Origin of the sequence: Arthrobacter rhombi (assembly GCF_039526245.1) — a bacterium.
GTDB lineage: Bacteria > Actinomycetota > Actinomycetes > Actinomycetales > Micrococcaceae > Arthrobacter_H > Arthrobacter_H rhombi.
The window spans coordinates 101,019-124,235 of record NZ_BAAAIV010000009.1 but is presented as its reverse complement, the minus strand read 5'-3'; the positions used below and the strand labels follow the sequence as shown (position 1 = coordinate 124,235).

The window sequence follows — 23,217 nt, the reverse complement described above, 5'->3', positions numbered from 1 at the left end:
CACCCTAGCGGTGCCTGATCAGCCGTTGGCCACGCCGTAGGTGGGTTCACGGCGCTTGAACCAGCGGATGACCCGGGTGGTGATCGGCACGAACAGGAATTCGACGCCCGTCTTGTAGATGAAGCCCACCAGGACGTAGTTCACGAATTCGGGCACCGTCGAAATCCCGATGACGGTAGCGGCGATCGAGCAGAAGATCAGGGTGTCGGCGAATTCGCCCACGCCTGTTGAGCCCATGAGCCGTCCCACAAGGCCCTTCTCCCCCAACCGGTCCTTCATGCGTACCAGCACATAGGAGTTCAGCGTCTGTCCCACCAGGAAGCCGCACAGCGAGGCAGCGACGATCTGCCATACCGGGCCCAGTGTCTGTTCCAGGGCTGCCTGGCCCGTGTACCAGTCGGCGGCGGGCAACGTGATGATGACCCAGAAGCAGAAGGAGGCGAAGGCGGCCAGCAGGAACGTGATGATGATCGACCGGCGGGCTGCCTTGAACCCATAGACCTCGCTGACCACGTCACCGAGGATGTAGGCCAAGGGGAACAGGAAGAACCCGCCATCGGTGATGATGGGGCCAAACGTGACGCCCTTGGTGGCCCCGATGTTGGAGAGGATGACCACCACGGCCATCAGGGCCAGGACGGCCGAGAAGTAGGGGCTGCCGGCGGAGGCGTAGGCCGCCTGGCGGAGGCGCCGGTCCGCAGGTTTCGCGGGCAGGGTGTTGGTGGGGTCGCCGGAGGTGGCATGCATGAAGTTTTTTCCATTCTGGAAGTGGTTCGCCAGGCGTGGTTCCCGGGTTTCCCCGGTGTCGCCGCCCGCTGTATTAGCACTTGACGGTCCCATTCTCCCACGGAGTACGACGGCGGTGTCCGCGGCAGCCGCTCCGGTCCGGGAATGTCCACGCCGGAATGCGGATCAACTATTTGAACATGTTCAAAAGTGAATATACTGGTCAAAATCCTCTCCGTTACAAGGAATCCATGGAAACGAAGTCGGCAAAGTCCGCCGAAACACGGGCCCGCATCCAAAACGCCGCAGTCGAGCTCTTCGCGCGCAACGGGTATCGCGGCACCACGATGCGTGCCATCGCTGCCGAATCCGGGCTCTCCCTCGGTAACGCCTACTACTACTTTCCGTCCAAGGAAGACCTGGTCCGCGAGTTGGCCCGCGAGCTCGTCGACGCCCAGGTGCGTTCCGCCCGGCCGCGGCTTCGCTCGGGGAACAACCTGCGGGACAACATCCAGGCCGTACTCGACGCGGCGCTGGATGTACTGGCCCCGTTCCACGCTTGCGGGACCGTGCTGCTGCGCGCCGCCACAGGCGACGATGAGGCATCGGATATCTCGCGCGCGAAGGAATTCGCCCTGTGGCGCCATGCGGTCACGGCTTCGCTGCCCCAACCACCCGCCGCCATCCGCGATGACTTGCCTGAATTGCTCTGGCTTGTCCAGCGCGGCCTGGTGATCTTCTGGGCCTATGACCGCTCCCCCGGTGCCGAGCGCAGTCGGCGCCTGGCGGCCAACGCCGCCTCCTTGATGGCGCGGCTGGCGGTCCTCTCCCGGCTTCCCGTGGTCCGGCACATCGTCGACGACGTCATCGGCGTCGTGCGCACCGTGGAAAGCGAACCCGTCGAAAAGCGTCCTAAAATGGGATCATGACTTCCACGCAACAGCAGTCCTCCCCGGCCATCACCCTGACCATCGCCGGTTCCGAGGCCACCGGCGGGGCCGGTGCCCAAGCGGACCTGAAGACCTTCCAACAGCTCGGGGTCTTCGGCATCACGGCCCTGACGTGCATTGTCGCCTTCGACCCGAAGCAGAACTGGGACCACCGATTCACCCCCGTGGACACCCAGGTCATTGCCGACCAGCTCGAGGCCATCCAGTCCTGCTACGCCGGCCAGCTCGATACCGTGAAGCTGGGCATGATGGGCAGCCCGGCAACGATCGACACGGTTGCTACTGCGCTGCGCTCCCAGGGATGGAAGAACGTGGTCCTGGACCCCGTGCTCATCTGCAAGGGGCAGGAGCCCGGACACGCGCTGGACACCGACCAGGCACTGAAGTCCACGTTGCTGCCACTGGCCACTTTCGTCACCCCGAACCACTTCGAGGCAGAGTCGCTCTCCGGCATCACCATTTCCACCGCCGAGGACCTCGAGCGCGCCGCACGCATCATCCATGAAGCCAGCGGCGCCGCGGTGCTCGCCAAGGGCGGAGTCCGACTCGCCGGATCCGAGGCAGTCGACGTGTTCCACGACGGAACCACCACCGAAATCCTCTCGGCGCCCAAGATCGGCGAGGTCGCCGTCTCCGGAGCCGGCTGCTCCCTGGCCGCGGCGATCACCGCGGAACTGGCCAAGGGCGCGACGGCACTGGAGGCCGCACGCACCGCCAAGGCCTTTGTCACAGCCGGCATCGAGCATCGTGTGGCATCGCACGCCCCCTTCGATGCACTCTGGCAGGGTGGCGCCAGCGCCTGATCTACGGACCACCCCCTCCAGTGGGAGCAACGCCAGCGCGGCGCTGCTCCCACTTTTTTTCTGTCCACGCGCAGCCCCAGTCCTCCCGGTCCGGTGAACTTTCGGAATGCTTCACTCTCGATCGGGTGATGTGACAGCAGGTCGACTGATGTTTGCAAAATGGACTCCGTCGACGTTTCGCCCCGCCTCTGCCGGGCGACGCTTTCGACAGAGTTCCGGCGCCCGGCGTTCGGCCCCAGCATCTGCCCGCCGCCACGACTGCCGCAGGCCGGATTTGACCGCCAATCGTTGTCAACTATTGGGCGTCCCACGCCCTGAAGAACTGTAAAGCAAGTCCTTGACTTGTGACTGCAGTCACTTAGGCTATGGCGTGGGGCGCACGGGGGTATTCGCCCCAACGGTGCCCCAAACCGCCCAATCGGTTACAAGGAGCATCATGAATCACTCGCACCGGCCCCGGCTTGCCCGGGCCGTCGTGGCGGCAGCCTCGGGAATCGTCCTGGCTGCCACCATGTCGGTCCCGGCCAACGCCTCGCCAAAAAATATCGACAGCACCCCCGGAAGCCAAGCCCAGGCATTCGGGGGTTCTGCGTTGAACAAGCAGGACATCAAGACCTTGCAGGACCTGAAGGTCTCCGGCCCCATGGTCAGCAAGAAGGGCGAGGTCACGGCCTACGTCCAGTTCAGCGGCGAGGGCGCCTTTGCGGCCACCCAAACCTCCAGCGTGGCCCGCGGCATGGCCAAGCCGGTCAAGAACAAGACCAAGGTCCAGCAGATCCGCAAGAACATCAAGGCCCAAGGCGCCTCGGCGGCGAAGGCCTCGAAGTCCGAGGTCGTCTACACCACGACAAACTCACTGCCGGGCGTGGCCCTGCGCGGCGATGCAGATGCCTTGCGGGCATTGTCGAAACGACCCGACGTCGTGAAGATCACGGCCGTCGTGCCGAAGTCCCCGACCAACAAGGGCTCCGTCGTCGACACGAAGGCGCTCGACGCGTGGACCGCGTTGGAGGAGACCGGCAAGGACGTCACCATCGCCGTCCTGGACACCGGCGTCGACTACACCCATGCAGACTTCGGCGGCCCGGGTACCGTCGCCGCCTACAAGAAGGCACAGGCCTCGGTAGCGTTGCCCGCGGCCAACACCGGTCTGATCGATCCGGCCAAGTTCATCGGCGGTTGGGACCTCGTCGGCGACGATTACAATGCCGACCCCACGGCCGACACCTACCAGCCGGTTCCCAAGCCGGACGCCAACCCGCTGGACTGCGCGTCCGCCGGGCACGGCACCCACGTCTCCGGCACCGCCGCCGGATACGGCGTGGACGCCGAGGGGAAGACCTTCTCCGGCGACTACAGCAAGCTCTCCGCCAAGGACGTCGCGGCCATGAAGATCGGCCCCGGCTCCGCTCCGGAGGCCCAGCTCGTGGGCATCCGCGTCTTCGGTTGCGAAGGCTCCTCGGACGTCGTGGGCCAGGCCCTCGACTACGTGCTGGACCCGAACAACGACGGCGACTTCAGTGACCGTGCCCAGATCGTGAACATGTCCTTGGGCTCGGACCACTCCCCCGTGGAAGATCCCGAGAACGACATCGTTGACGCACTGGCCGCCCAGGGCATCCTCTCCGTGGTGGCCTCCGGCAACGCCGGTGACGTCACCGATGTGGGAGGCTCCCCCGGCAACGCCCGGTCATCGCTGACCGTCGCGAACACCGTCGGTTCGAAGATCACCCTCGACGGCGCCAAGATCCTGGCTCCTGCCGATGTTGCGGGTTCCGCTTCCGGGCAGTACTCGGCGAACTTCGACTACGGTTCCGCCTCCGCAGAGCAGCTCACCGGGACCGTCGTGGTCCCTGACGCCTCGAACAAGTTCGGCTGCGACGCCTTCCCGTCCGGCACCGACTTCGCTGGCAAGTGGGTCTGGCTGCAGTGGGAAGAGAACGGCGCGTTCCCCTGTGGTTCGGGCCAGCGGTTCAATAACGTCGCCGCAGCCGGTGGCGCAGGCGTCGTCCTGGATTCGCCGCGCAACGTGTTCGACGCCGGGATCGCCGGCAACGCCACGATCCCGGGCATCCAGTTCAACAAGGACTTCTCCGAGAAGTTGCGCCCGGCCGCCGAGGCAGGCACCTTGAAGGTCCAGCTGGACCAGGCACTCATCGGCACGGCATCCGGTGAATCCGGCGCCCTGGATACGCTGAACTCCAGCTCCTCACGTGGCGTCCACGGATCCAACGGCATCGTCAAACCAGACGTCGCCGCACCGGGTACGCTCATCGGCTCCGCGGGAGTCGGCACGGGCAATGGCCCGGCCGTCATGACCGGAACCTCGATGGCCACCCCGTTGACTGCTGGCATTGCCGCCCTGGTTGCCGGTTCCGGCGACTACACGGCGTACCAGGTCAAGTCCATCGTGATGAACACGGCCACGGCAGACGTCACGGCAGCCAACGGGGAGACCTACGGGCCGAACCGCGTGGGCTCCGGCCGCGTCATCGCCGACGCCGCGATCAAGACCCCGGCCTTTGCCTTCGCAACCAAGGCCCCGGACCTGACCTCGCTCTCGTTCGGTGTCATCGAGCTCGGCAAGAAGAAGGTCACGAAGACCAGTTCGATCACGGTGCAGAACAAGTCCAAGTGGACCCAGCACTACAGCGTCGACTACGTCCCCTCCACGACGATCCCCGGTGCAACGTACTCGTTGAGCACCGACCGGGTCAGCGTCCAGCCGGGCAAGTCGAAGCAGGTCAAGGTCACGTTGAGCATCGATCCGAAGAAGTTCGCCAAGACCATGGACCCGACGATGGACAAGCAGCAGTTGGGCTTGAACCGCCAGTACCTGGCCGACGCAACCGGTCGGGTCGAGCTGACCGCCAAGGGACAGCCCGCCCTGCGGGTTCCCGTCCAGGCCGCCCCCAAGGCGTCCAGTGACATGGCTGTGAACAAGAAGGCGATCTCGACCAAGAAGGGCGCCAGCACTGCCAACGTCAAGCTCAAGGGCAAGGGCCTGCTGGTCGGCAACGGCGACGAGCGCGTGCTGTCGCTGGTTTCCGCCTTCGAGCTCGGTGCCTCCAGCTCCAAGCTCCCGAAGTCCGCTGACGAGATCCCGGGCGCTCGCGCCATGGACCTGCAGTATGTCGGCGCAGCCTCCGACGCCCCCTCCAACGGGATCGCCGACGGCTTGTTGAACATCGGCGTCAGCACCTTCGGCAACTGGGCTCATCTGGCCGGCGGCACGGAGATCGACGTGGAAATCGATGTCAACGGCGACAACAAGGCCGACTTCGTCACGTTCAACTCGAACATCGACGAGCTCGACCTGGATCTGGCTGCGACCTACAACCTGAAGACCGGCGAGCAGGTCGACCTCTGGCCGACCAACGGCCTGACCGGCGAGACGGACTCCAACACGTTCGACACGAACACGGTCAGCCTGCCGGTTTCGCTGGCGGCACTGGGCATGACGGAGGCATCCTCCGGCCAGATCCAGTACCGGGTCACCACGTGGAGCCAGTACAACTCGGATGAGTCCGGCGCCCAGGTGCCGGTCGACTCCACGGACTGGGTCGCCTACAACGCAGTGGATCCTGACCTGTGGTTCGAAGGAGCCGGAACGGGCACGGCATTCGCCGACCTCCCGGGCCAGACCCTCACGGCACACGTTCAGGACTACAGCAACGCCTTCCCGAAGAAGATGGCGATGGCCAAGAAGAAGGACAACCAGGAGCAGGGCCTCTTCCTGCACCTGCATAACGAGACGGGCCAGAAGGCCCAGGTCGTGACCTTCACCAAGAAGTAACCGCACCAGAGAAGAAGGTGCCAGCGGCTACGGCCGCTGGCACCTTCTTTTCGTCGTGTTCCGGGTTTTCCGTCAGCCCCGCTGTCCCCCCGGCTGCCACGGGAACTGCGGATCACGACGCTCCAGGAAAGCGGCGACACCTTCGTCGATGTCGGGCCCGGCTGCCATCTCCGCCCAGGCCTGCTTCCAGGCGTCGGCGAGCTCGGACGGCTCGGTCGCGGGATCCCCGGAGCGGTCGATCAGGTGCTTGGTGGTCTGCATCGAGTAGCTCGAACGTGCCTGCAGCTCCCCGAGCAGAAGGTGGACGCCGTCGTCGAATTTCTCGGCGGGCAGCACCTCGGCCACCAGCCCCATGGACTGGGCGCGACGGGCGGGGAAGGTGCGGGCGCTCATCAGCACGTACTTCGCCGTGGCCGGCCCCACGAGCGCGACCAAGCGGTCGACGCCGGCCCGCGGGTAGATGATGCCCAGCTTGGCCGGCGTGATGCCGAACGAGGCGTCTTCGGAGGCGACGATGAAATCGCAGGCGGAGGCCAGCTGCCAGCCGCCTCCCATGCAATGACCCTGCACGACGGCGATGGTCGGCTTGGCCACGCGGCCCAGGGCACGATCTGCGGCGGTGAGGTGGTCGGTGGCCCCGTCGTCGTCCAGGATGACGTCACGTAGTTCCCCGATGGACACCCCGGCGCTGAAGGTTCCGCCGTGTCCGCGCACGATGACGACGTCGACGTCCTGCCGAGCGTCCAGCTCCGCAGCAGCTTCCGCGATGGACCGGCACATGGTCCGGGTCAACGCATTGCGCTGGGCCGGGTTGCGCAACATGATCGTGCCGATCCCGGCATCGACCGTGACGGCGATGCCGGGGCCGGCGTCGTGTGGTGTCCCGCCCGGGACGCTCATGATCCGTCGCGGGAGGGCCGGAGCTTGACGTTGATCTGCTTGGTCTGCGTGAAGCCCTCGAGCATCCCCTCCAGGGAGACCTCCCGGCCGATGCCGGACTGCTTGTACCCGCCGTAGGCCTGTCCCACGACCTGGCCACCGCCCTGGTTGACCTGGACCCAACCGGCCTGCAGCGCATGGGCGGTGTTCAATGCCCGGTCCAGATCGTGGCTGAAGACGTAGGCAGCGAGCCCGAAGTGGGTGTCGTTGGCCATCCGGACGACCTCCTCGGTGCTCGAGAACGGGATCGCCATCAGCACCGGGCCGAAGATCTCCTCACGGGCCAGCCGGAAGTCGTTGCGTCCGCCGCCGAAGACCGTCGGAACATGGTAGTAGCCGCGGGTCAGTTCGCCCTCGGTGGGGGCGCTACCGCCGAGCAGGGTCTCCAGGCCCCCGAGGGTCCGCCCCTCGTCCAGGTACCCGGTGATGCCGTCGAACTGCTTGGCATTGATGACCGCTCCCATGTCGCTGGACTCCTCCAGGGGGTCCCCGACCTTCATGGCACCGAGCCGGGGCACCAGCTGCGCGAGCACATCGTCATAGACGTCCTGGTGGATGAACAGGCGGGACCCCGCAGTGCAGCTCTGGCCCTGCCGTGCAAAGCGCGAAGCCAGCAGCAGCTGGTCGACCAGATCGTCGTCAACGGCGTCCGGGTAGACGATCGACGGGTTCTTTCCGCCGAGCTCGAGGGACATATGCGCCAGGCGTTCACCTGCCTGGGCTGCGACGCCGCGGCCGACCTCGGTGGAACCGGTGAAGGAGACCTTGTCCACCCCCGGGTGTTCGGCCAGGGCCTGGCCGATGACCGAGCCGCGGCCGGTCAGCGCGTTCAGGACCCCGGCGGGCAAATGGCGGTTGCAGACCTCGGCCAGTTTCAGGATGGTCAAGGGTGCATCGTCGGCGGCCTTGAGGATGATGGTGTTACCGGCAGCGAGGGCGGCGGGCACCTTGAATCCTGCGATCATCAGCGGGGAGTTCCACGGCAGGATGGCGGCAACCACCCCCAGCGGTTCGCGCCGGGTGTACTGCAGCTGGTCCTCACCTGCCGGCAGCGTCGTTCCCTTGACTTCCCCTGCCACACCGGAGAAGTAGCGGAACAGTGCCACCAGGGTGGCGACCTCGGGACGGGCCTGGGTGCGGATCGCGTTGCCGGTATCCAGCGCGGTCAGCCGGGCGAACTCCTCGGCCTCGGCTTCGATGTCGTCGGCGATCAGGGCCAGCGGACGTGCCCTTTTCGTGAAGTGCTGGGCGGCCCAGGCAGGGAAGGCCCGGCGGGCTGCCTCGACCGCCCGGTCGACGTCCTGCGTGTCCGAAGCAGGCACCCGGGCGATGACCGAATCACGGAGGGCGGGGTTGGCGACCTCGCGCCACGTCCCTGATACCGACTCAACGCGTTCGCCGCCGACCCACTGCGGCCAGTCCAGGATGTCGGAGCCGGAGGAGCGCCCGGTGTCCACCGAGGTCCCGGCGGCCTCGTTCACGGCGCTGCGGGCAGCCGTCTGGCGTTCACCGTCGTGGGGATCGTTCGTGGTGCCGATGTTCTGGGTCATGCTGCGCCTCCGGTGGTCTTCGCGTTCGTTGGGGTGCCGGGCTGGTGGGAGCCGTCGACCAGTTGGACGATGGCCGAGCAGTCCAGCCCCTGCTTCCCATCCTGCACCAGGGTCTCGAACATTGCCGAGACCTGCTCCGCCAGGACCAGGGGCGTGCCGGTCTGCTTGGCGGCCGACAGGGCCAGGTTGATGTCCTTATGCGCCAGTTCGGTGGTGAAGGTCGGTGCGAAATCATGGTTGGACGCCGCGGTGGGCACGACACCGGGCAGGGGGTACCAGGTGCGCAGGGCCCAGCTGTCCCCGGATGAAACGCTCGCGATGTCCCAGAACACCTGGCGGTCCAGTCCCAGCCGTTCGGCCAGGACGGCTCCTTCTGAGGTGGACGCCAGGTTGATGAACAGCATGAGGTTGTTGCAGATCTTGGCTGCCTGGCCGGTGGTGGCCGCACCGGTGGGGATGATGTTTCCTGCCATCGGCTCAATGTAGGTGCCGGCGTCGCGGACGGCGTCCTCGGCCCCGCCGACCATGAAGGTCAGGGTCCCGGCTTCGGCGCCGGAGATCCCGCCCGAGACCGGAGCATCGACGAAGCGGTTGCCGTGCGCGGCGGCCGCGTCGTGGAGTGCCTGGGCGGATTCGATGTCGATGGTGGAGGAATCCACGAGCAGCACATCGGCGCCCACGGTTTCGAGGATTCCCCCGTCACCGAGGTAGACGGCCTTGGCGTGGTCACCCTTGGGAAGCATCGTGAAGACGACGTCGGCACCCTCGATGGCCTCGGCAATGCTCCCGGCCGCCGTGACTCCGTTGGCGGTGGCCGCGGCCAGCGCTTCGGGGCTGAGATCAAAGCCGCGCACCGCGTGTCCCGCCTTGACGAGATTCGCCGTCATGGGTCCGCCCATGTGTCCAAGTCCGATCCATCCAACAGTCGCCATCGCCTGCTCGCCCTTCGTTGTGGTGTCCGGCGGGAATCCGCCGCCGCATATGACCACCATCACATGCTGCTATGGTGCATTCAAGCACTAAATTGGCATAAGGCCTGTGCACCGATGCACACCCAGGATGGTTGGCGATGACCACTAACAGACTCCCAAGCCCGGACGACTTGTTGATCCTGCTCACCGTGGCACGGCTGGGTCGGTTCACGGCGGTCGCCGAGGCACTGGAGACCACCCACACCACCGTCTCCCGCAGGATCGCCGCCTTGGATCGACAGCTGGGCGGTCGCACCCTGGCCCGGACGACCAGCGGCTGGGAACTGACGGACCTGGGCCGGCATGCACTGCGCGCGGCCGAGGCAATCGAGTCGAGCCTGAGCACGCTGAAATCGGAAGTGAGCCAACGCGGGGAGAGTGTGGCGGGCGTCGTCCGCGTGCACGTCAGCGACGCCTTTGGGTCCCACATTGCCGGGCCAGCCGTCGTGAACCTGCAACGCGACCACCCGCGCCTGAAGGTCGAGCTGCTCAGCGCCACGCGCCGGGCCAGCCGCAACCGATCCGGTGTCGATCTGGAAGTCGTCGCCGGGAGGGTGGAGGATTCCCGGGCGGAGGTCATGGTGCTCTGTGAGTATGTGTTGCGCCTCTACGCGAGCCCGGACTATCTGCAGGTGGAGGGAACCCCCGCGTCGCTCTCCGAATTGGGTCGGCATCGCTTCGTCTCTTATGTGGATTCGGAGCTGCAGGTCGCCGAACTCGACTACCGCTCCACCGGCTTGCCCGTGCCTTCGGCCGCCTTCCAGGCCACCAGCATCTTTGCCCAGCTCCAGGCGGTCCGGGCCGGAGGCGGGATCGGCATGCTCCCGTCGTACGTGGTCCACGGGGACGACGGTTTCGCACCCGTCCTGGCCGACTCCTTCGAGCGACGTATTACCTACTCCGCGTTGGCCCGCCCGGAATCGCTGCGCTCCCCCGGAGTGCAGGCCGTCATCGGGGCCTTTCTGGCCGAGACCCGCCGCCAGCGCGTTGCCCTGCTGTCCTGAACGACCATCGGGCACGCAGGGGTCTGGGAAACGTAAACGGTCCCGCCCCGAGAAAATTCGGGACGGGACCGCAAACCGCTTCGCTTCGTGGCGCTACAGCGTCCCCGCTTCCTTCTTGGCAGCGCTGGCCTGCAGGGCAGCGGTCCCGTCGGCATCGGCCTGGTCGACGTCCTGGAGCGAAATGCCCCGCGTTTCCTTCAGGACCAGCACCGAGACGGCGGTGATCGCGCAGGCGATGAGCAGGTAGATCGCCACCGGAACGGACGAGGAGTACTTCTCCACCAGCGAGGTAGCGATGATCGGTGCCAGCGAGCCGGCGACGATCGAGGTGACCTGGTACCCCAGGGAGACTCCGGAATACCTCATCCGCGTGGGGAACATCTCCGCCATGATCGCCGGCTGACCGGCATACATTAGCGCGTGGAAGCACAGCCCGATGGTCACGGAGGCCAGGATGATCCAGTCATTGCCGGTGTCCATCATCGGGAATGCGAAGAAGCCCCACGAAGCCCCGGTGATGGCGCCGAGCAGATAGGTGGGCTTGCGGCCAATCGCATCCGACAGGCGGCCCACTTGGGGCACCACGAAGAAGTGGATGACGTGAGCCAGCAGCAGCATGGACAGGATGTGCGATGTCTCGATCCCGACAATGATCTTCAGGTACGTGATGGAAAACGTGACCACCAGGTAGTAGAGGATGTTCTCCGCGAAGCGCAGTCCCATGGCCGTGAAGACGCCACGGGGGTAGCGCTTGAATACCTCGACGATGCCGTAGCCGACGTCCTTGTTCTGCTCGATCTTCTTCTGTTCCTCCAGGAAGATCGGGGCGTCGGAGATCTTGGTGCGGATGTAGTAGCCGATCAGCACGATGACAGCGGAGAGCCAGAAGCCCACACGCCAGCCCCAGCCGAGGAAGGCTTCTTCGCTCAAGGCAAATGAGAGGAAGAGCAGGACGCCGGTGGCCAGCAGGTTGCCCATGGGCACTGCGGCCTGGGGCCAGCTGGACCAGAAGCCGCGCCGGTCATCGGGGCTGTGTTCGGCGACGAGCAGGACTGCTCCTCCCCATTCCCCGCCTACAGCAAAGCCCTGGATGAAGCGCAGGAGCACCAGGAGCACCGGTGCCCCATAGCCAATGGCGTCGAAGCCAGGCAGACAGCCCATGAGGAAGGTCGAAACCCCGACCAGGATGATGGAGAACTGCAGCAGCTTCTTGCGGCCGAATTTGTCCCCGAAGTGACCGAAGACGATGCCGCCGATCGGGCGGGCGATGAAGCCGACCGCGTAGGTCAGAAAGGCCTTCATGATGCCGTCAAGATCGCTGTTCGAGTTGGGGAAGAACAAGTGACCGAAGACCAGGGTAGACGCGGCCGCGTAAAGGAAGAATTCGTACCATTCAACGACGGTGCCCGCCATCGAGGCGACCACCACCTTCTTCAAGCCGGCACCAAGCCCCGGTTGACTAGTCGGCGATTGTGCCGCCATGTTGATGCTCCTCAAATTGACACGATGTGTGAGTGGTGACCCGCTCGCCTCGCGATGTGACGCGCGACACAGCCGGATTGCTTCACGCAGTATTACAGCGAAAAGGCGCCCAATCAACGCACATTCCCGTTCACCGTGTCTGCATCCATGCACCCTGGGATGGCCCATTCAATCTTGAGTGCCAGCCGTCGGAGCAGGGCCAGGGGTTCCGCGGTCCTCACCTCGTCCGCAGCGCCGGTAGCGCGATGCCAGACAGCGCGGTGTCCGCGCGCATCCCTACGGCACCGCCTGTGGAAAACCTCGGCAGCAACGCGGCAATTTTGGCCAGCGTCGCGCTGGAATGGCAACCGCGGCATGGAGCAGTCGGGTCGGGGATGTCCCCCTATGCGCCGAGGCCCCGAAGCGGAACCATGTACAGGGGATGCCGCGTCGACACCGCTTCCGCGCGGCTTGCCCGCCACCCAGCAGTTCTGCGACACCGCCTCCGCGCTGCCTCACATAGCCAAGCAGCATTCAGGTGCCACGTAGCGCAATGATCGACCACGCATGCCCGACCGATCCTCGCCTCGCCTACAGGGGAAGTTCCCCCGCTCCCTTGAGGCTTTTCATGACAATGGTCGATGTCAGTTTCTCGACTCCCGCCAACCCGATGAGTACTTCGTCGTAGAACTTCTGGTAGCTGGGCAGATCCGTCGACAGAACCTTCAACAAGAAGTCCGGTTCGCCAAAGAGCCGCGAGGCTTCCGTGATCTCGGGTATCTCGGTCACTTCGTCCTCGAACGCCCTCATGTTCTGGCGATCCTTCAAGGTCACGAACACGAGCGCCTGGAATCCCAGCCCGATCCGTGGCGGATCGACCAGCGCACGATATCCCGTGATGACCCCATCAGCCTCCAGGTCTTTGAGCCGCCGATGGCAGGGCGCAACCGTCAATCCCACCGCGGCCGCCAGGGCGGTGACAGTCATCCGTCCATCTTTTTGGAGCAAGTGCAAGATTTTTCTGTCTAATTCATCAACCACGCAATAATCATATCGTCGACAACCTATTTGGCGGTTAAAAGGGTAAGCACTTTTGGGTCGAATTTTCCTAAGCTTTTCCTGGCAACAACAACACCGCCCAGGAGGCAACCATGGACCCACAACTTATTCTCGGCTTCGCGGTTGTCTCCGTCTCGCTGGCACTGACTCCCGGGGCCGATTGGGCCTATGCCATCTCCTCAGGCCTGGGCGGACGCAAGATAGCCCCGGCCGTCGGCGGGCTCCTGGGCGGCTACCTGATCCACACAATCCTCATCGTCGCTGGCTTGGCAGCGCTGGTCATCGCCATGCCACAGCTGCTGGCCGGGCTGACCATTGCAGGCGCGGCCTACCTCCTGTGGCTGGGGATCTCGACAACCCGGTCCTGGCGGTCTGCAGGCTACACGACGTCGGACGACGCCGATCATCCACAACCAGATAACGCTGGAAGTTTCCTGCGTGGCTTGGGAACCAGCGGGACCAACCCCAAGGCATTGCTGCTGTATCTGGCGCTGATCCCCCAGTTCATCGACCTGAACTCCGGCTTCCCCGCTCCCGTTCAGACCGGGATCCTGGGGATCTCGCACCTCCTCGTCTCCGCGGTGGTCTACACAGGAGTCGCCTTCGGAGCTCGACGCCTGCTCGCCAGCAGGCCTTCGGCCGCCCGCATCGTGACCCTGTGCAGCGGGATCATCATGCTCTTGCTGGGCGCCATGCTGCTGGCCGAGCAGATCGCTTCCTTCAACGCCGGCTAGCCCCTCCCGGCGAGCTCCACCCCATCTCGATCCTTCTCCGACGCCAGGCTCCCGTCGCCTGCCGCTCCTGCACCACGGGTGTGCGCAGCAAAATCCTTTACTGGAACAGAAGCCCAACACTTCATGGCAATGGACTCTTGCTCGGTACGCAGCGGGCCGCCCGCATACAACGGGGCAGGACCGTACCCCTGCGCTCCGCGCTCCTGCTCTTCCTCGGCGTATTCCTTCTCCTGGCCCAGCAAAATCGAGGAGGCCGCGTTGGTTATTTCTCCTGCAAAGGCCCGTTTCATCGCCTCACGGTCGAATTGCTTTTCCCACGTTACGACGACGAAGGTCGCCACACGGTTCCCCAGCAAATTCACGGCAACGCGCATGGAATCCATGAGCCGATCCGCGCCGAGCAGCAGGGCCACCCCCGTGACAGGAAGGATGCCCCGTGCCGCTGCAGTGGCCGAAAGGGCAAGGAAGGAGGACCCGGGCACGCCGGCCATAAATACGCCGGCTATCGCATCAGTGAGCGCTGTGCCCTTGCCGAGCAAGATGGCTTCGTTGAGGGAAACCCGGTAGACGAACCGTGCTCCGATGAGCCCGAAGGAGAAATGCAGGGCGGCCTTGCCCGCGGATCTGCCGCGAACCTGTTGGCAGATCGGGGGAACACAGGAAAGCTTTCCGATCACCTTGCAGGGTGGCGTATCCCCACGGCGAGCTCCACACAGGCACTCCAGGCCCACCGGAGGAGCCAGACGAACGAGGACACAGACTGCAGCGCGAGTCCGGCGTCAGCGCGCCGACACCGCCGTCACGGCTTCTTGGGTTTGCCCTTGTCGGAATCCTTCGCCTTCTTGGACTCGTCTGCTTTCTTCGATGCCTCGGCCTTCTTGGACTCTTCGGCCTTCTTGGACTCCTCAGCCTTTTTCGATGCCTCGGCCTTCTTGGACTCTTCCGCCTTCTTGGACTCCTCAGCCTTTTTCGATGCCTCGGCCTTCTTGGACTCTTCCGCCTTCTTGGATTCGGCGGCTTTATCCTTGGCAGCGTCCGCCTTGTCCTTGGCAGCATTCGCCTTGTCCCGGGCAGCCTTGGCCTTCGCCTCTGCTTCGGCACGGGCCTGCGCGGCTGCCTGCTCGGCTGCCTGTCGTTCTGCTGCGGCTTTCGCGAGTTCTTCCTGGCGCTTCTCTTCGGCTTTCTTTTCGGCAACCAGTTTTTTCTGTTCGCCCTTCACGACCTTCATGCGCTTCTGCGCCTCGCCAATCGTGCGGTTGATCTGCTTTTCCCAGGTGGCCCGCTCGGAGGCGTAGACGACTGCCTGCGCGGACCCTTCCTTCACCTGCAAATCTGTCAGCGTCTTCTTGGCGGCGTTTCCGTCGTCGACAATCGACGTCAGGTCATCCACCATGCTGGCTGCGGACTCGACGGTCGTCGGCGGAGCCTTGGACACATCCTTCATGCGCTTGATGGCAGGCTCCACAGTTGCCGCCACGGTGCAGTCCCGCGAACCATCGAAGAGTCCCTTGGCGTCCTCCTTCGCCTTGTTCTGGGCGGTCAGGACGCGGTCATAGTAAGGGTTGTTCGGGCTGTCTTTTTCCGCCACGGCAAATCCTTCCTTGGCAATCTCCTCATTGGCGAAGATGCCTGCGGAAAAGACAGCAGCCTTGTTGTTCTTGCGCTTGGGAGGCATCTGATCGTCGTACTCGAGCCGCACCTTGGCACCCTCGGTCAGCACGGAGGCCAAAGCCTTGGTGGCTTCCGGGGCGAGGCACTCCGGATTGTCTCCATCCACTGGTGCCAACGTGTTAAGCAGGTCGACCGACTTTTCCTTGCCGTCGATCTCCGCAATGAACGTGTCACCGTCGACAACGCGCACCACCGTGCCGGCCACTTCGGGGACGTAGTTGTCCTTGAAATTCATCCGGCAGCCAGTCAGGGAGGTCGTGACGACGACAGCCCCCAGCAGCATTGCGGCGGCTTTCTTCAGCGTCCGGTTGTTCAAGGGCGATGGGTCGACCATGCGCTAGCCTCCAGTGGATTTCAAGGGTGGGCCCGCGGAACATATGGCTACCCAACGTAGCCCCGTCCCAGGGTTCCGACAAGCCGCTGACTTCATGTTCGACGGGATTCCACGTAGTCCCGTATACCTCGTCCGCCGAAACGCCGTGGGCGTCGCGGACAACGGAATTCCGGGAGTGGATCCGCCTCCAGGGCTCGTGGGCGTTGGAACGAAACGCCGCCTGGATGTTTGGCTGCACCGATTTTAGCGTGAATTTTTGTGCGACTACACATTGGCGGTGCGGCTCACCCCGGAATAGGTTATACGGCGCACCGCTTGAAGAAGGCAAAAAGTCATCCACGTCACGCAGGTGCCGACATCGACCGCTACGGGAAGGCCCTTCGTGGGAACACCACCACAGCTGCAGAAAACGCTGAAACCGCGTCACCTGTCCATGATCGCCATCGCCGGAGTGATCGGAGCCGGACTCTTCGTCGGCTCCGGCGCGGCCATCCAGCAGTCTGGCCCCGGCATCCTGGTGGCCTACGCTGCGGCTGGCATCGTCGTCATCCTGGTCATGCGCATGCTGGGTGAGATGGCAGCAGCCAACCCGGAGACCGGCTCTTTCTCCTCCTATGCGGACAAGGCACTGGGCCGATGGGCCGGCTTCAGCATCGGGTGGCTCTACGCCTGGTTCTGGATCATCGTCTTGGGCATCGAGGCCACGGCGGGTGCCGCCATCATGCATCGCTGGGTGCCGGGCATCGAACAGTGGGTCTGGGCTTTGGCCCTGATGATCCTGTTGACGCTGACCAATGTGTGGAGCGTGAAGTCCTACGGGGAGTTCGAGTTCTGGTTCGCCTCCATCAAGATCACCGCGATCGTCTTGTTCCTCATCGCCGGCATCGCGGCCATCTGCGGCCTCATCCCCGGGGTGGAGCCCCCGGGCATGTCCAACCTGACCGGACACGGCGGCTTCTTCCCCAACGGTGGGGTAGCTGTCCTGGCCGGCATCCTCGTCGTCGTCTTCTCGTTCTTCGGTGCCGAGATCGCGACCATCGCCGCCGGCGAATCGGAAAACCCGGTGGATGCGGTCAAGAAGGCCGTCAACTCCGTCGTCTGGCGCATCCTGATCTTCTACATCGGGTCCGTGGCCATCGTCGTGACCCTGCTGCCGTGGGATTCGGCCTCCGTGGCGAAAAGCCCCTACGTGGCGGTCATCGAAAGCTTCGGCGTCCCGGCTGCCGGCACGATCATGGACATCGTCGTGCTCACTTCGGTCCTTTCCTGCCTGAACTCGGGTCTGTACACGGCCAGCCGCATGCTTTTCTCGCTGGCAACCCGCGGCGACGCACCGAAGACCTGGCAGAAGACCTCACGTCGTGGGGTTCCGATCACCGCAGTCCTGGCCTCCACTGTCGTCGGATTCATCACCGTGGGACTGAACTTCCTGTGGCCCGACACGGTGTTCCTCTTCCTGGTCAACACCTCCGGTGCCATCGCCTTGTTCGTCTGGCTGGTCATCGCCAGCTCGCAGCTGATCCTGCGTCGACGCATGGGTGCCGAGGCACGCGACCTTCCCATTCGCATGTGGCTGTTCCCCTACCTGACCTGGCTGTCCATCGGCGCGATCGTTGCACTCCTGATCGGCATGCTGATCCTCGAAGACACCCGCGAATCCCTGTTCCTCTCCCTCGGCCTGGCCGTCGTGGTCGTGGGAATTGGCGTGTTCCGCTACCGGCGGGGCGGCGCATCCGGGGAACTGTCGCGTGACGATTCATCTCCCGAGGATGCCGAGGTCAGCGAGACGCCAACGGGCCGGTAAAGCGCAGGGCCGAGCGCAGTGTCGCCGCGGCCTCGCCGCAGTTGATGCGTGCCAAGGTCATGCCGGCCGTGAGCACCGCAAACAACATGCGTGACCGTTCGGCAACCAGCTCGTCCTGACCAGCAGCGGCGTCGTCCTCAGGGGCGGCGCCGCTGCCGTGTTCCCGGAGCAGATCGCGGCGCAGGGCGGCGGCAAAGGCGGCGGTGATTTCCACCCGGTAGGCCTCGACGGCGGCGCGCACCTCGGCGTCCTGCCCACTGCGGCCCGTGGACGCGGTCAGCAGCAGACAGCCTCGCTGCTGGTCTCCCTCCCCGGTCAGGACGGCGTCGGCGATCGACTCGAAATAGCAGCGCAGCCCGGTGGCCCCGTCGGGCGCCGCCGCCAGGACCGCCAGCCGGGGCCGGACGACCTCGTCCAGGTAACTGAGTACTGCGGCGTCAAAGAGCCCCCGCTTGGAGCCAAAGGCGTTGTAGAGGCTCGAACGGCCCAACCCGGTGGCCCGCTCCAGATCCGGCATCGCGGCAGCGTCGTACCCCAGGGTCCAGAAGACGTCCCGCGCCGCCTGGACGACTTCGTCCGTATCGAATGCCCTGGTCCGTGCCATCTGCCGTGCCGCCTGTTCCCTGCCTCATCCACCCCGGTTGCGCCGGAGGTGAAATTCGCCTCAAAAGTTCATTGTGTACTGGTCGTTCTAATATTGTAGTGTCATCGCAGACCGCGACACCACCCCGGACGAGGGAGAACACCATGACCTCCAGCACGCACATCCAGCTCGCCAGCCGCCCCACCGGGTGGCCCGACCACCAGAACTTCCGCACCGCCGTCGTCGAACTCCCGGCCCTGGCCGAGGGCGAGGTGCGCGTCGCCAACGAGTTCATGTCAGTGGACCCCTACATGCGTGGACGCATGAACGACGTGAAGTCCTACGTCCCGCCCTTCCAGATCGGCGAGGTCATGAACGGCGGGGCAGTGGGCCGCGTCGTCGAAAGCCGCGACGACTCCCTGCCCGTGGGCACCGCCGTCCTGCACACCCAGGGCTGGCGTGACATCGCCCAGGGCCCGGCCGCCGACTTCCGCGCCATCACCGAGCTTCCCGGCCTCCCCCTCTCCGTCTACCTGGGTACCCTGGGCATGACGGGGCTGACCGCCTGGGTCGGCCTGCTGGAAATCGCCTCGATGAAGGAAGGCGACACCGTCTTCGTCTCCGGCGCAGCGGGGGCCGTGGGAACCATGGTCGGGCAGATCGCCCGGCTCAAGGGCGCCGCCCGTGTCATCGGTTCGGCCGGCAGCGCCGAGAAGATCGAGCTGCTGACTTCCAAGTACGGGTTCGACGCCGCGTTCAACTACAAGGATGGAGACATCGCCGGCCAGCTGGCCACCGCCGCACCGGACGGCATCGACGTCTACTTCGACAACGTCGGCGGCGAGCACCTCGAGGCGGCCATCGGCGCCATGAACGACGCCGGCCGGGCGGCACTGTGCGGGGCGATTTCCCAGTACAACTCCACCGAGCAGGCCTCGGGTCCGCGGAACATGACCAATCTGGTCACCCGCGGGCTGCGTTTGGAAGGCTTCACGGTGGGCAACTACTGGCAGCACTTCGGCGCCTTCGCCGAGCAGACCGGAGCCTGGGTCGCCAACGGCGATGTCGTGTTCGACGAGACCGTCGTCGATGGGCTGGACCACGCAGTGGACGCGTTCCTGGACCTGCTGCGCGGGGCGAACACGGGCAAGATGATCGTCAAGCTCTAGGGCCCCTGCCGGGTGGGTCAGCGGGTGCAGCCGAGACTCTTCTGCACACCGCTGCCCACCAGCACGGCACAGCTGAACCAGATGGCCCCTGCCGGGCCCAGCGGCGCGGCGATCACGCCGGCGGCCAGCGGCATGACCACCTGTCCCACCCGGTTGCCCAGCAGCCGCACGGCCAGCGCCGATCCGCGCCAGTGATGCGGGACCGCCTCGGAAATCAGTGACATGGTCAGCGGCTGCCCCAATCCCAGGAAGACCCCGCCGGCGAACAGCAGCACCAAAGTCGCCCAGGACGTGTCGATGACCAGCGGGGGCACGGCCAGGCAGATCCCCGCCCCGTAGAGGCTGCCCATCAGCAGGCTCCGCCGCGGGATGCGCCGGCTGAGGTACGGCAGGAAACCTCGCGAGAGGATCGTTCCGGCGCCACGGGCCGCCAACAGGATCCCGATCCATGCCGGGGAAACACCGTGGGCCTCGCCGACCAGCGGCAGGAACGCGGTGAGGATGTCCAGCATCGCCAACAGCGCCAGCGAAGCGAGCATGTTCGAGGGGATCCCGGGTCGACGCAGGATGGCGGGCATTGTCGGCTTTCCGGCGTCGGCCTCCTGCCCGGATGCACCGGCGGGCAGGGCAACGGAACGACGGCGGCGCTGCCCCGCAGCACTCCCCCGTGTTCCGGCCCGGCTGGCAATGATGCCCGGCAACATCACGGGCAGCACCATCAGCGCCAGACCGGCTCCCAGCCACATCGAGAACGTGATGCCGTCGGCACGGGAGCCGGCACCGGCCCCCGCCGACCCACCCAGGAGGAATCCTGCCAGCAGTGGGCCGGCGATTTGTCCGCCGGCATAAGCTGCGGTGAACCAGCCGAACCCGGTGTCCAGCTCGTCGTTGGAGGAGAACCGGGCAATCGCCGATTGACCGGCAATGGTGAAGACCAGGTGGCCCATTCCCAGCACGGCGCTGGCGGCGGCGACCCAGATGATGCTTCCGGCGAGCGCCAGCCCCACGGCGCCGAGCCCCAGGATGAGCGCCCCGACGGCGACCATGGCCCGCAGCCCGGGGATCCGGTCGGTCAGCCGCCCCAACCACATGGCGGTGGCGACGGGCAGGATTGCGTAGGCGGCGGTCACCAGCCCGATGACCGTGGCATCGGAGCCGAGGTCGATCAGCTGGTACGTGGTCACCGGGCGGACCAGGTTCAGTGCCGTCTGAGAGAAGAAGGCTGCGGCGACCAACGTCCAGAGCCAGGCCCGGCTACGTCTTCCGGCGGGCGCTGCTGACATGGGACCTCCGGTTCGGGAACTGCTGGCAAAACGTCACCAGATTACAACCGATGGCCGCCCGGGACCGCACCGGTGCTGCGCCGACGGTGTCGCCCATACTCGTACCAGGTCAGCCAGACGATGAAGATGTCGAATACCGTCAGCAGCGCCATCCCCCACGTCGGCCCCACCACCAGCTGATAGCACTGGTAGGCGATGAACACCAGCAGGAACCCGATCATCCAGGGGTAGGCCCAGAGCCGGTCGCGCAGCACCGCCCAGACCAGTACCACCTTCACCAACCCGTGCAACAGCAGATAGACGGCACCGAAGAGTGTCGTGGAGACGGTCAGGCCCTCGGTCCAGTGCACCAGCGCCGTGGATACCAGGTCGTTCGGGTCCTCCGAGAGTTCGTGCTGGGTCAACACCCGGACCAGCGAGCCCAATTTCGCGGGCGAGGCCACGAGCAGCAGGATGCCACCGATCAACTCCAGCACCCCGTCCAGGCCCTTGAGCACCAGACTGATCCGAAACGTCGACTCCAGCAGACGGTTGACGCGTTGTGTGGGGGCCATGCCCTATTTCACCACGTCGCGGCCGACCCCACGCGGCATTCACCGGGAGTGATGGCCCCCGCCGTCAGGCGGAGACCACCGGCAGGTCGGACCATTCCGTGGTGTAGCGCGGGGAGGCGAATTCGCGCTTCATCGTCCATCCCGCGGGTTCGGCCAACCCGGCATGGCCCAACCCGATGGCCGCCTCCCCGAACCGGGCGCGCACCGTGCCCAGCAGCGAACCCATGTCCCGCTCCTCCCCCTCACCGGCAAACGCGTCGAAGGTGGCCTGGCCCGTCGCCGGTTCCAGCCCGGAGAACATCACCCCGGCGCGCACATACCGGGTCCCGGGCACCATGCGTTCGCGCATGGCCGCCACGGCCGCCCGGGTCAGCACGATCGGGTCCTGGGTCGGAGCCGGCAACCGCACCGACACTGCGGGGTTGGTGGCGGCCGGGCCGGCATCCGGGGCTGCCGCGGCGAACCTGCTGACCCCCGCGGTGACGGTGAGCATCGAGGCACGCAGCCCCTCGGCGGCCATCCGGGCGGCCCCGCGCTGCGCGTACAGCGCCATGACCTGGTCCATGTCGGTGCCGGTCGTCACCGGTGTGGAGAAGCTGCGCGAGAACATGATCTGCGCCTTGTCCGCACGCTCCTCCACCTCGGGGATGCAGGGCGTGCCGTTGAGTTCGAGCACGGTGCGCTGGAGCACCACGGAGAACTTCTTGCGGATCATCAGCGGATCGGCGGCCCGCAGGTCGGCGATCGTGTCGATGCCCAGCGCGTTCAGCCGGGTCCCCGTTCGCCCGCCCACACCCCACAAACCGGTCACCGGGACCCGCGACTGGATGCGGTGGATCTCCTCCTCGGGGACGCTGCCCAACGAGCAGACACCGCGCAGGGACGGATTGCGCTTGGCCACGTGGTTGGCGAACTTCGCCAGCGTCTTCGTCGGCGCCACCCCCACGCAGACCGGGACCCCCACATGACGCCAGACGGCCGCGCGGATCCGTTCGGCGGACACGCGCAGCGCCTCCTCGTCACCGGGAAGACCGATGAACGACTCGTCGATGGAGTAGACCTCCTGCCAGGCCCCAAACCGGCCGATCACCTCCATCACCCGCGCCGACATGTCACCGTAGAGCTCGTAGTTGCTCGAACGCGCCACCAGCCCCATCGCCGCCGCGCTCCCCTGCACCTGGAACCACGGGGTACCGGTCTTGATCCCGGCCCGTTTGGCTTCCTCCGAGCGGGCGACCACGCAGCCGTCGTTGTTCGAGAGCACGACGACGGGGCGCCCTTCCAGGCTCGGGTCGAAGGCGCGCTCGCAGGAGACATAGAAGTTGTTCACGTCCACCAGCGCCAGGCGCTGGTGCGCGGTCCGGCTCTCAGACATGGTGCAGGCAGCGCGTCACGACGCCCCAGACCGTCAGGTCCTCCAACTGGGCGACACGCGTCGGCGCGGAGCGCGGATCGTCGGTGTGCAGGGTGACCCCCGACGCGTCCACGGCCAGACGGCGGATGACCAGTTCGCCGTCGAGCACCGCGATGACCACCCGTCCATCACGGGCTTCCACCGAGCGGTCGACGATGACCTCGTCGCCGTCACAGATTCCGGACGCGGACATGGAATTCCCCGCCACGCGCATGATGAACGTCGAGGTGCGGTCGCGGATGAGATGGCGGTTCAGGTCGATCCCGCCGTGGAAATAGTCCCGGGCCGGTGACGGGAATCCGCTGGCCTGCCGCTCCACCGTCGATCCGCCGGAGGCGTCGCCGTCGGGGCCCGTCCCGGGCGGGGGCACGTGGACCGGATCCTGGCCGAACACGATACCCCCTGGAGTAGA

19 protein-coding genes and 1 pseudogene are annotated in these 23,217 nt (G+C 65.6%); 7 read left to right on the top strand and 13 right to left on the bottom strand.

Going from position 1 to position 23,217, the window contains the following annotated elements; genetic code table 11:
- Nucleotides 1-18: 18 nt before the first annotated feature.
- Nucleotides 19-747, bottom strand: coding sequence for a queuosine precursor transporter (locus ABD088_RS08070; RefSeq protein WP_343901329.1), 729 nt, complete (start codon nucleotides 745-747; stop codon nucleotides 19-21).
- Between the two features lie 230 nt (nucleotides 748-977).
- Between ABD088_RS08070 and ABD088_RS08065 the strand changes: the two genes are divergently transcribed.
- The 3 genes from ABD088_RS08065 (at nucleotide 978) to ABD088_RS08055 (ending at nucleotide 6,275) form a co-directional block, all read left to right on the top strand.
- Nucleotides 978-1,655 carry a TetR/AcrR family transcriptional regulator gene (locus ABD088_RS08065; RefSeq protein ID WP_343901328.1) on the top strand — a complete coding sequence of 226 codons (678 nt, stop codon included), beginning with the start codon at nucleotides 978-980 and terminating at the stop codon, nucleotides 1,653-1,655.
- On the top strand, nucleotides 1,652-2,479 hold the full coding sequence (gene thiD / locus ABD088_RS08060; protein ID WP_343901327.1) for a bifunctional hydroxymethylpyrimidine kinase/phosphomethylpyrimidine kinase: 828 nt from the start codon (nucleotides 1,652-1,654) through the stop codon (nucleotides 2,477-2,479). The genes ABD088_RS08065 and thiD overlap by 4 nt, the downstream gene beginning before the upstream one ends.
- A gap of 436 nt (nucleotides 2,480-2,915) precedes the next feature.
- Complete coding sequence (locus ABD088_RS08055) at nucleotides 2,916-6,275, top strand: S8 family serine peptidase (RefSeq protein WP_343901325.1); 3,360 nt, start codon at nucleotides 2,916-2,918, stop codon at nucleotides 6,273-6,275.
- Between the two features lie 72 nt (nucleotides 6,276-6,347).
- On the opposite strand, the gene ABD088_RS08050 is transcribed toward ABD088_RS08055, so the two are convergent.
- Genes ABD088_RS08050 through mmsB form a run of 3 tightly spaced genes read right to left on the bottom strand, consistent with a single transcriptional unit; the run spans nucleotide 6,348 to nucleotide 9,696 of the window.
- Nucleotides 6,348-7,175: an enoyl-CoA hydratase/isomerase family protein gene (locus tag ABD088_RS08050; protein WP_343901324.1), complete on the bottom strand. Its 828-nt coding sequence runs from the start codon at nucleotides 7,173-7,175 to the stop codon at nucleotides 6,348-6,350.
- Nucleotides 7,172-8,764, bottom strand: coding sequence for an aldehyde dehydrogenase family protein (locus ABD088_RS08045; RefSeq protein ID WP_343901323.1), 1,593 nt, complete (start codon nucleotides 8,762-8,764; stop codon nucleotides 7,172-7,174). The genes ABD088_RS08050 and ABD088_RS08045 overlap by 4 nt, the downstream gene beginning before the upstream one ends.
- Nucleotides 8,761-9,696: a 3-hydroxyisobutyrate dehydrogenase gene (gene mmsB, locus ABD088_RS08040; protein ID WP_343901344.1), complete on the bottom strand. Its 936-nt coding sequence runs from the start codon at nucleotides 9,694-9,696 to the stop codon at nucleotides 8,761-8,763. The genes ABD088_RS08045 and mmsB overlap by 4 nt, the downstream gene beginning before the upstream one ends.
- A gap of 137 nt (nucleotides 9,697-9,833) precedes the next feature.
- On the opposite strand from mmsB, the gene ABD088_RS08035 reads away from it, so the two are divergent.
- The gene (locus ABD088_RS08035) at nucleotides 9,834-10,739 is read left to right on the top strand and encodes a LysR family transcriptional regulator (protein WP_343901322.1); all 906 of its coding nucleotides are present in this window, start codon (nucleotides 9,834-9,836) and stop codon (nucleotides 10,737-10,739) included.
- 93 nt (nucleotides 10,740-10,832) lie between these two features.
- Here ABD088_RS08035 and ABD088_RS08030 read toward each other — a convergent pair whose 3' ends face one another.
- Nucleotides 10,833-12,221, bottom strand: a complete 1,389-nt coding sequence (locus ABD088_RS08030) for an MFS transporter (protein WP_343901321.1) — start codon at nucleotides 12,219-12,221, stop codon at nucleotides 10,833-10,835.
- Nucleotides 12,222-12,791: 570 nt separating this feature from the next.
- Nucleotides 12,792-13,241 (bottom strand): Lrp/AsnC family transcriptional regulator, encoded by a 450-nt coding sequence (locus ABD088_RS08025; RefSeq protein WP_343901320.1) that lies wholly within the window; start codon nucleotides 13,239-13,241, stop codon nucleotides 12,792-12,794.
- Between the two features lie 110 nt (nucleotides 13,242-13,351).
- Here ABD088_RS08025 and ABD088_RS08020 point away from each other — a divergent pair, with 110 nt between their 5' ends.
- Nucleotides 13,352-13,993, top strand: a complete 642-nt coding sequence (locus ABD088_RS08020) for a LysE family translocator (RefSeq protein ID WP_343901318.1) — start codon at nucleotides 13,352-13,354, stop codon at nucleotides 13,991-13,993.
- A gap of 253 nt (nucleotides 13,994-14,246) precedes the next feature.
- Here the strand turns inward: ABD088_RS08020 and ABD088_RS17235 are convergent.
- Both ABD088_RS17235 and ABD088_RS08010 read right to left on the bottom strand, forming a co-directional pair.
- Nucleotides 14,247-14,487: pseudogene (locus ABD088_RS17235) on the bottom strand (cation:dicarboxylate symporter family transporter); the annotation flags it as partial.
- Between the two features lie 305 nt (nucleotides 14,488-14,792).
- Complete coding sequence (locus ABD088_RS08010; protein ID WP_343901317.1) at nucleotides 14,793-15,998, bottom strand: thermonuclease family protein; 1,206 nt, start codon at nucleotides 15,996-15,998, stop codon at nucleotides 14,793-14,795.
- A 382-nt stretch (nucleotides 15,999-16,380) separates the two neighbouring features.
- Here ABD088_RS08010 and ABD088_RS08005 point away from each other — a divergent pair, with 382 nt between their 5' ends.
- Nucleotides 16,381-17,802, top strand: coding sequence for an amino acid permease (locus tag ABD088_RS08005; protein WP_343901316.1), 1,422 nt, complete (start codon nucleotides 16,381-16,383; stop codon nucleotides 17,800-17,802).
- Here the strand turns inward: ABD088_RS08005 and ABD088_RS08000 are convergent.
- Entirely contained in the window at nucleotides 17,777-18,406 is a 630-nt protein-coding gene (locus tag ABD088_RS08000) for a TetR/AcrR family transcriptional regulator (protein ID WP_343901315.1), read from the bottom strand. The genes ABD088_RS08005 and ABD088_RS08000 overlap by 26 nt on opposite strands.
- Nucleotides 18,407-18,549: 143 nt before the next feature.
- On the opposite strand from ABD088_RS08000, the gene ABD088_RS07995 reads away from it, so the two are divergent.
- Complete coding sequence (locus tag ABD088_RS07995; protein WP_343901314.1) at nucleotides 18,550-19,554, top strand: NADP-dependent oxidoreductase; 1,005 nt, start codon at nucleotides 18,550-18,552, stop codon at nucleotides 19,552-19,554.
- Nucleotides 19,555-19,571: 17 nt separating this feature from the next.
- Here ABD088_RS07995 and ABD088_RS07990 read toward each other — a convergent pair whose 3' ends face one another.
- The 4 genes from ABD088_RS07990 to ABD088_RS07975 form a co-directional block, all read right to left on the bottom strand.
- Complete coding sequence (locus ABD088_RS07990) at nucleotides 19,572-20,837, bottom strand: MFS transporter (RefSeq protein ID WP_343901313.1); 1,266 nt, start codon at nucleotides 20,835-20,837, stop codon at nucleotides 19,572-19,574.
- Nucleotides 20,838-20,878: 41 nt separating this feature from the next.
- On the bottom strand, nucleotides 20,879-21,391 hold the full coding sequence (locus ABD088_RS07985) for a DUF2127 domain-containing protein (RefSeq protein WP_343901312.1): 513 nt from the start codon (nucleotides 21,389-21,391) through the stop codon (nucleotides 20,879-20,881).
- A gap of 64 nt (nucleotides 21,392-21,455) precedes the next feature.
- A complete protein-coding gene (locus tag ABD088_RS07980; RefSeq protein WP_343901310.1) occupies nucleotides 21,456-22,766 on the bottom strand; it encodes a Y-family DNA polymerase in 1,311 nt (436 codons plus the stop codon).
- Nucleotides 22,759-23,199: a LexA family protein gene (locus ABD088_RS07975; protein WP_425546004.1), complete on the bottom strand. Its 441-nt coding sequence runs from the start codon at nucleotides 23,197-23,199 to the stop codon at nucleotides 22,759-22,761. The genes ABD088_RS07980 and ABD088_RS07975 overlap by 8 nt, the downstream gene beginning before the upstream one ends.
- Nucleotides 23,200-23,217 lie beyond the last annotated feature (18 nt).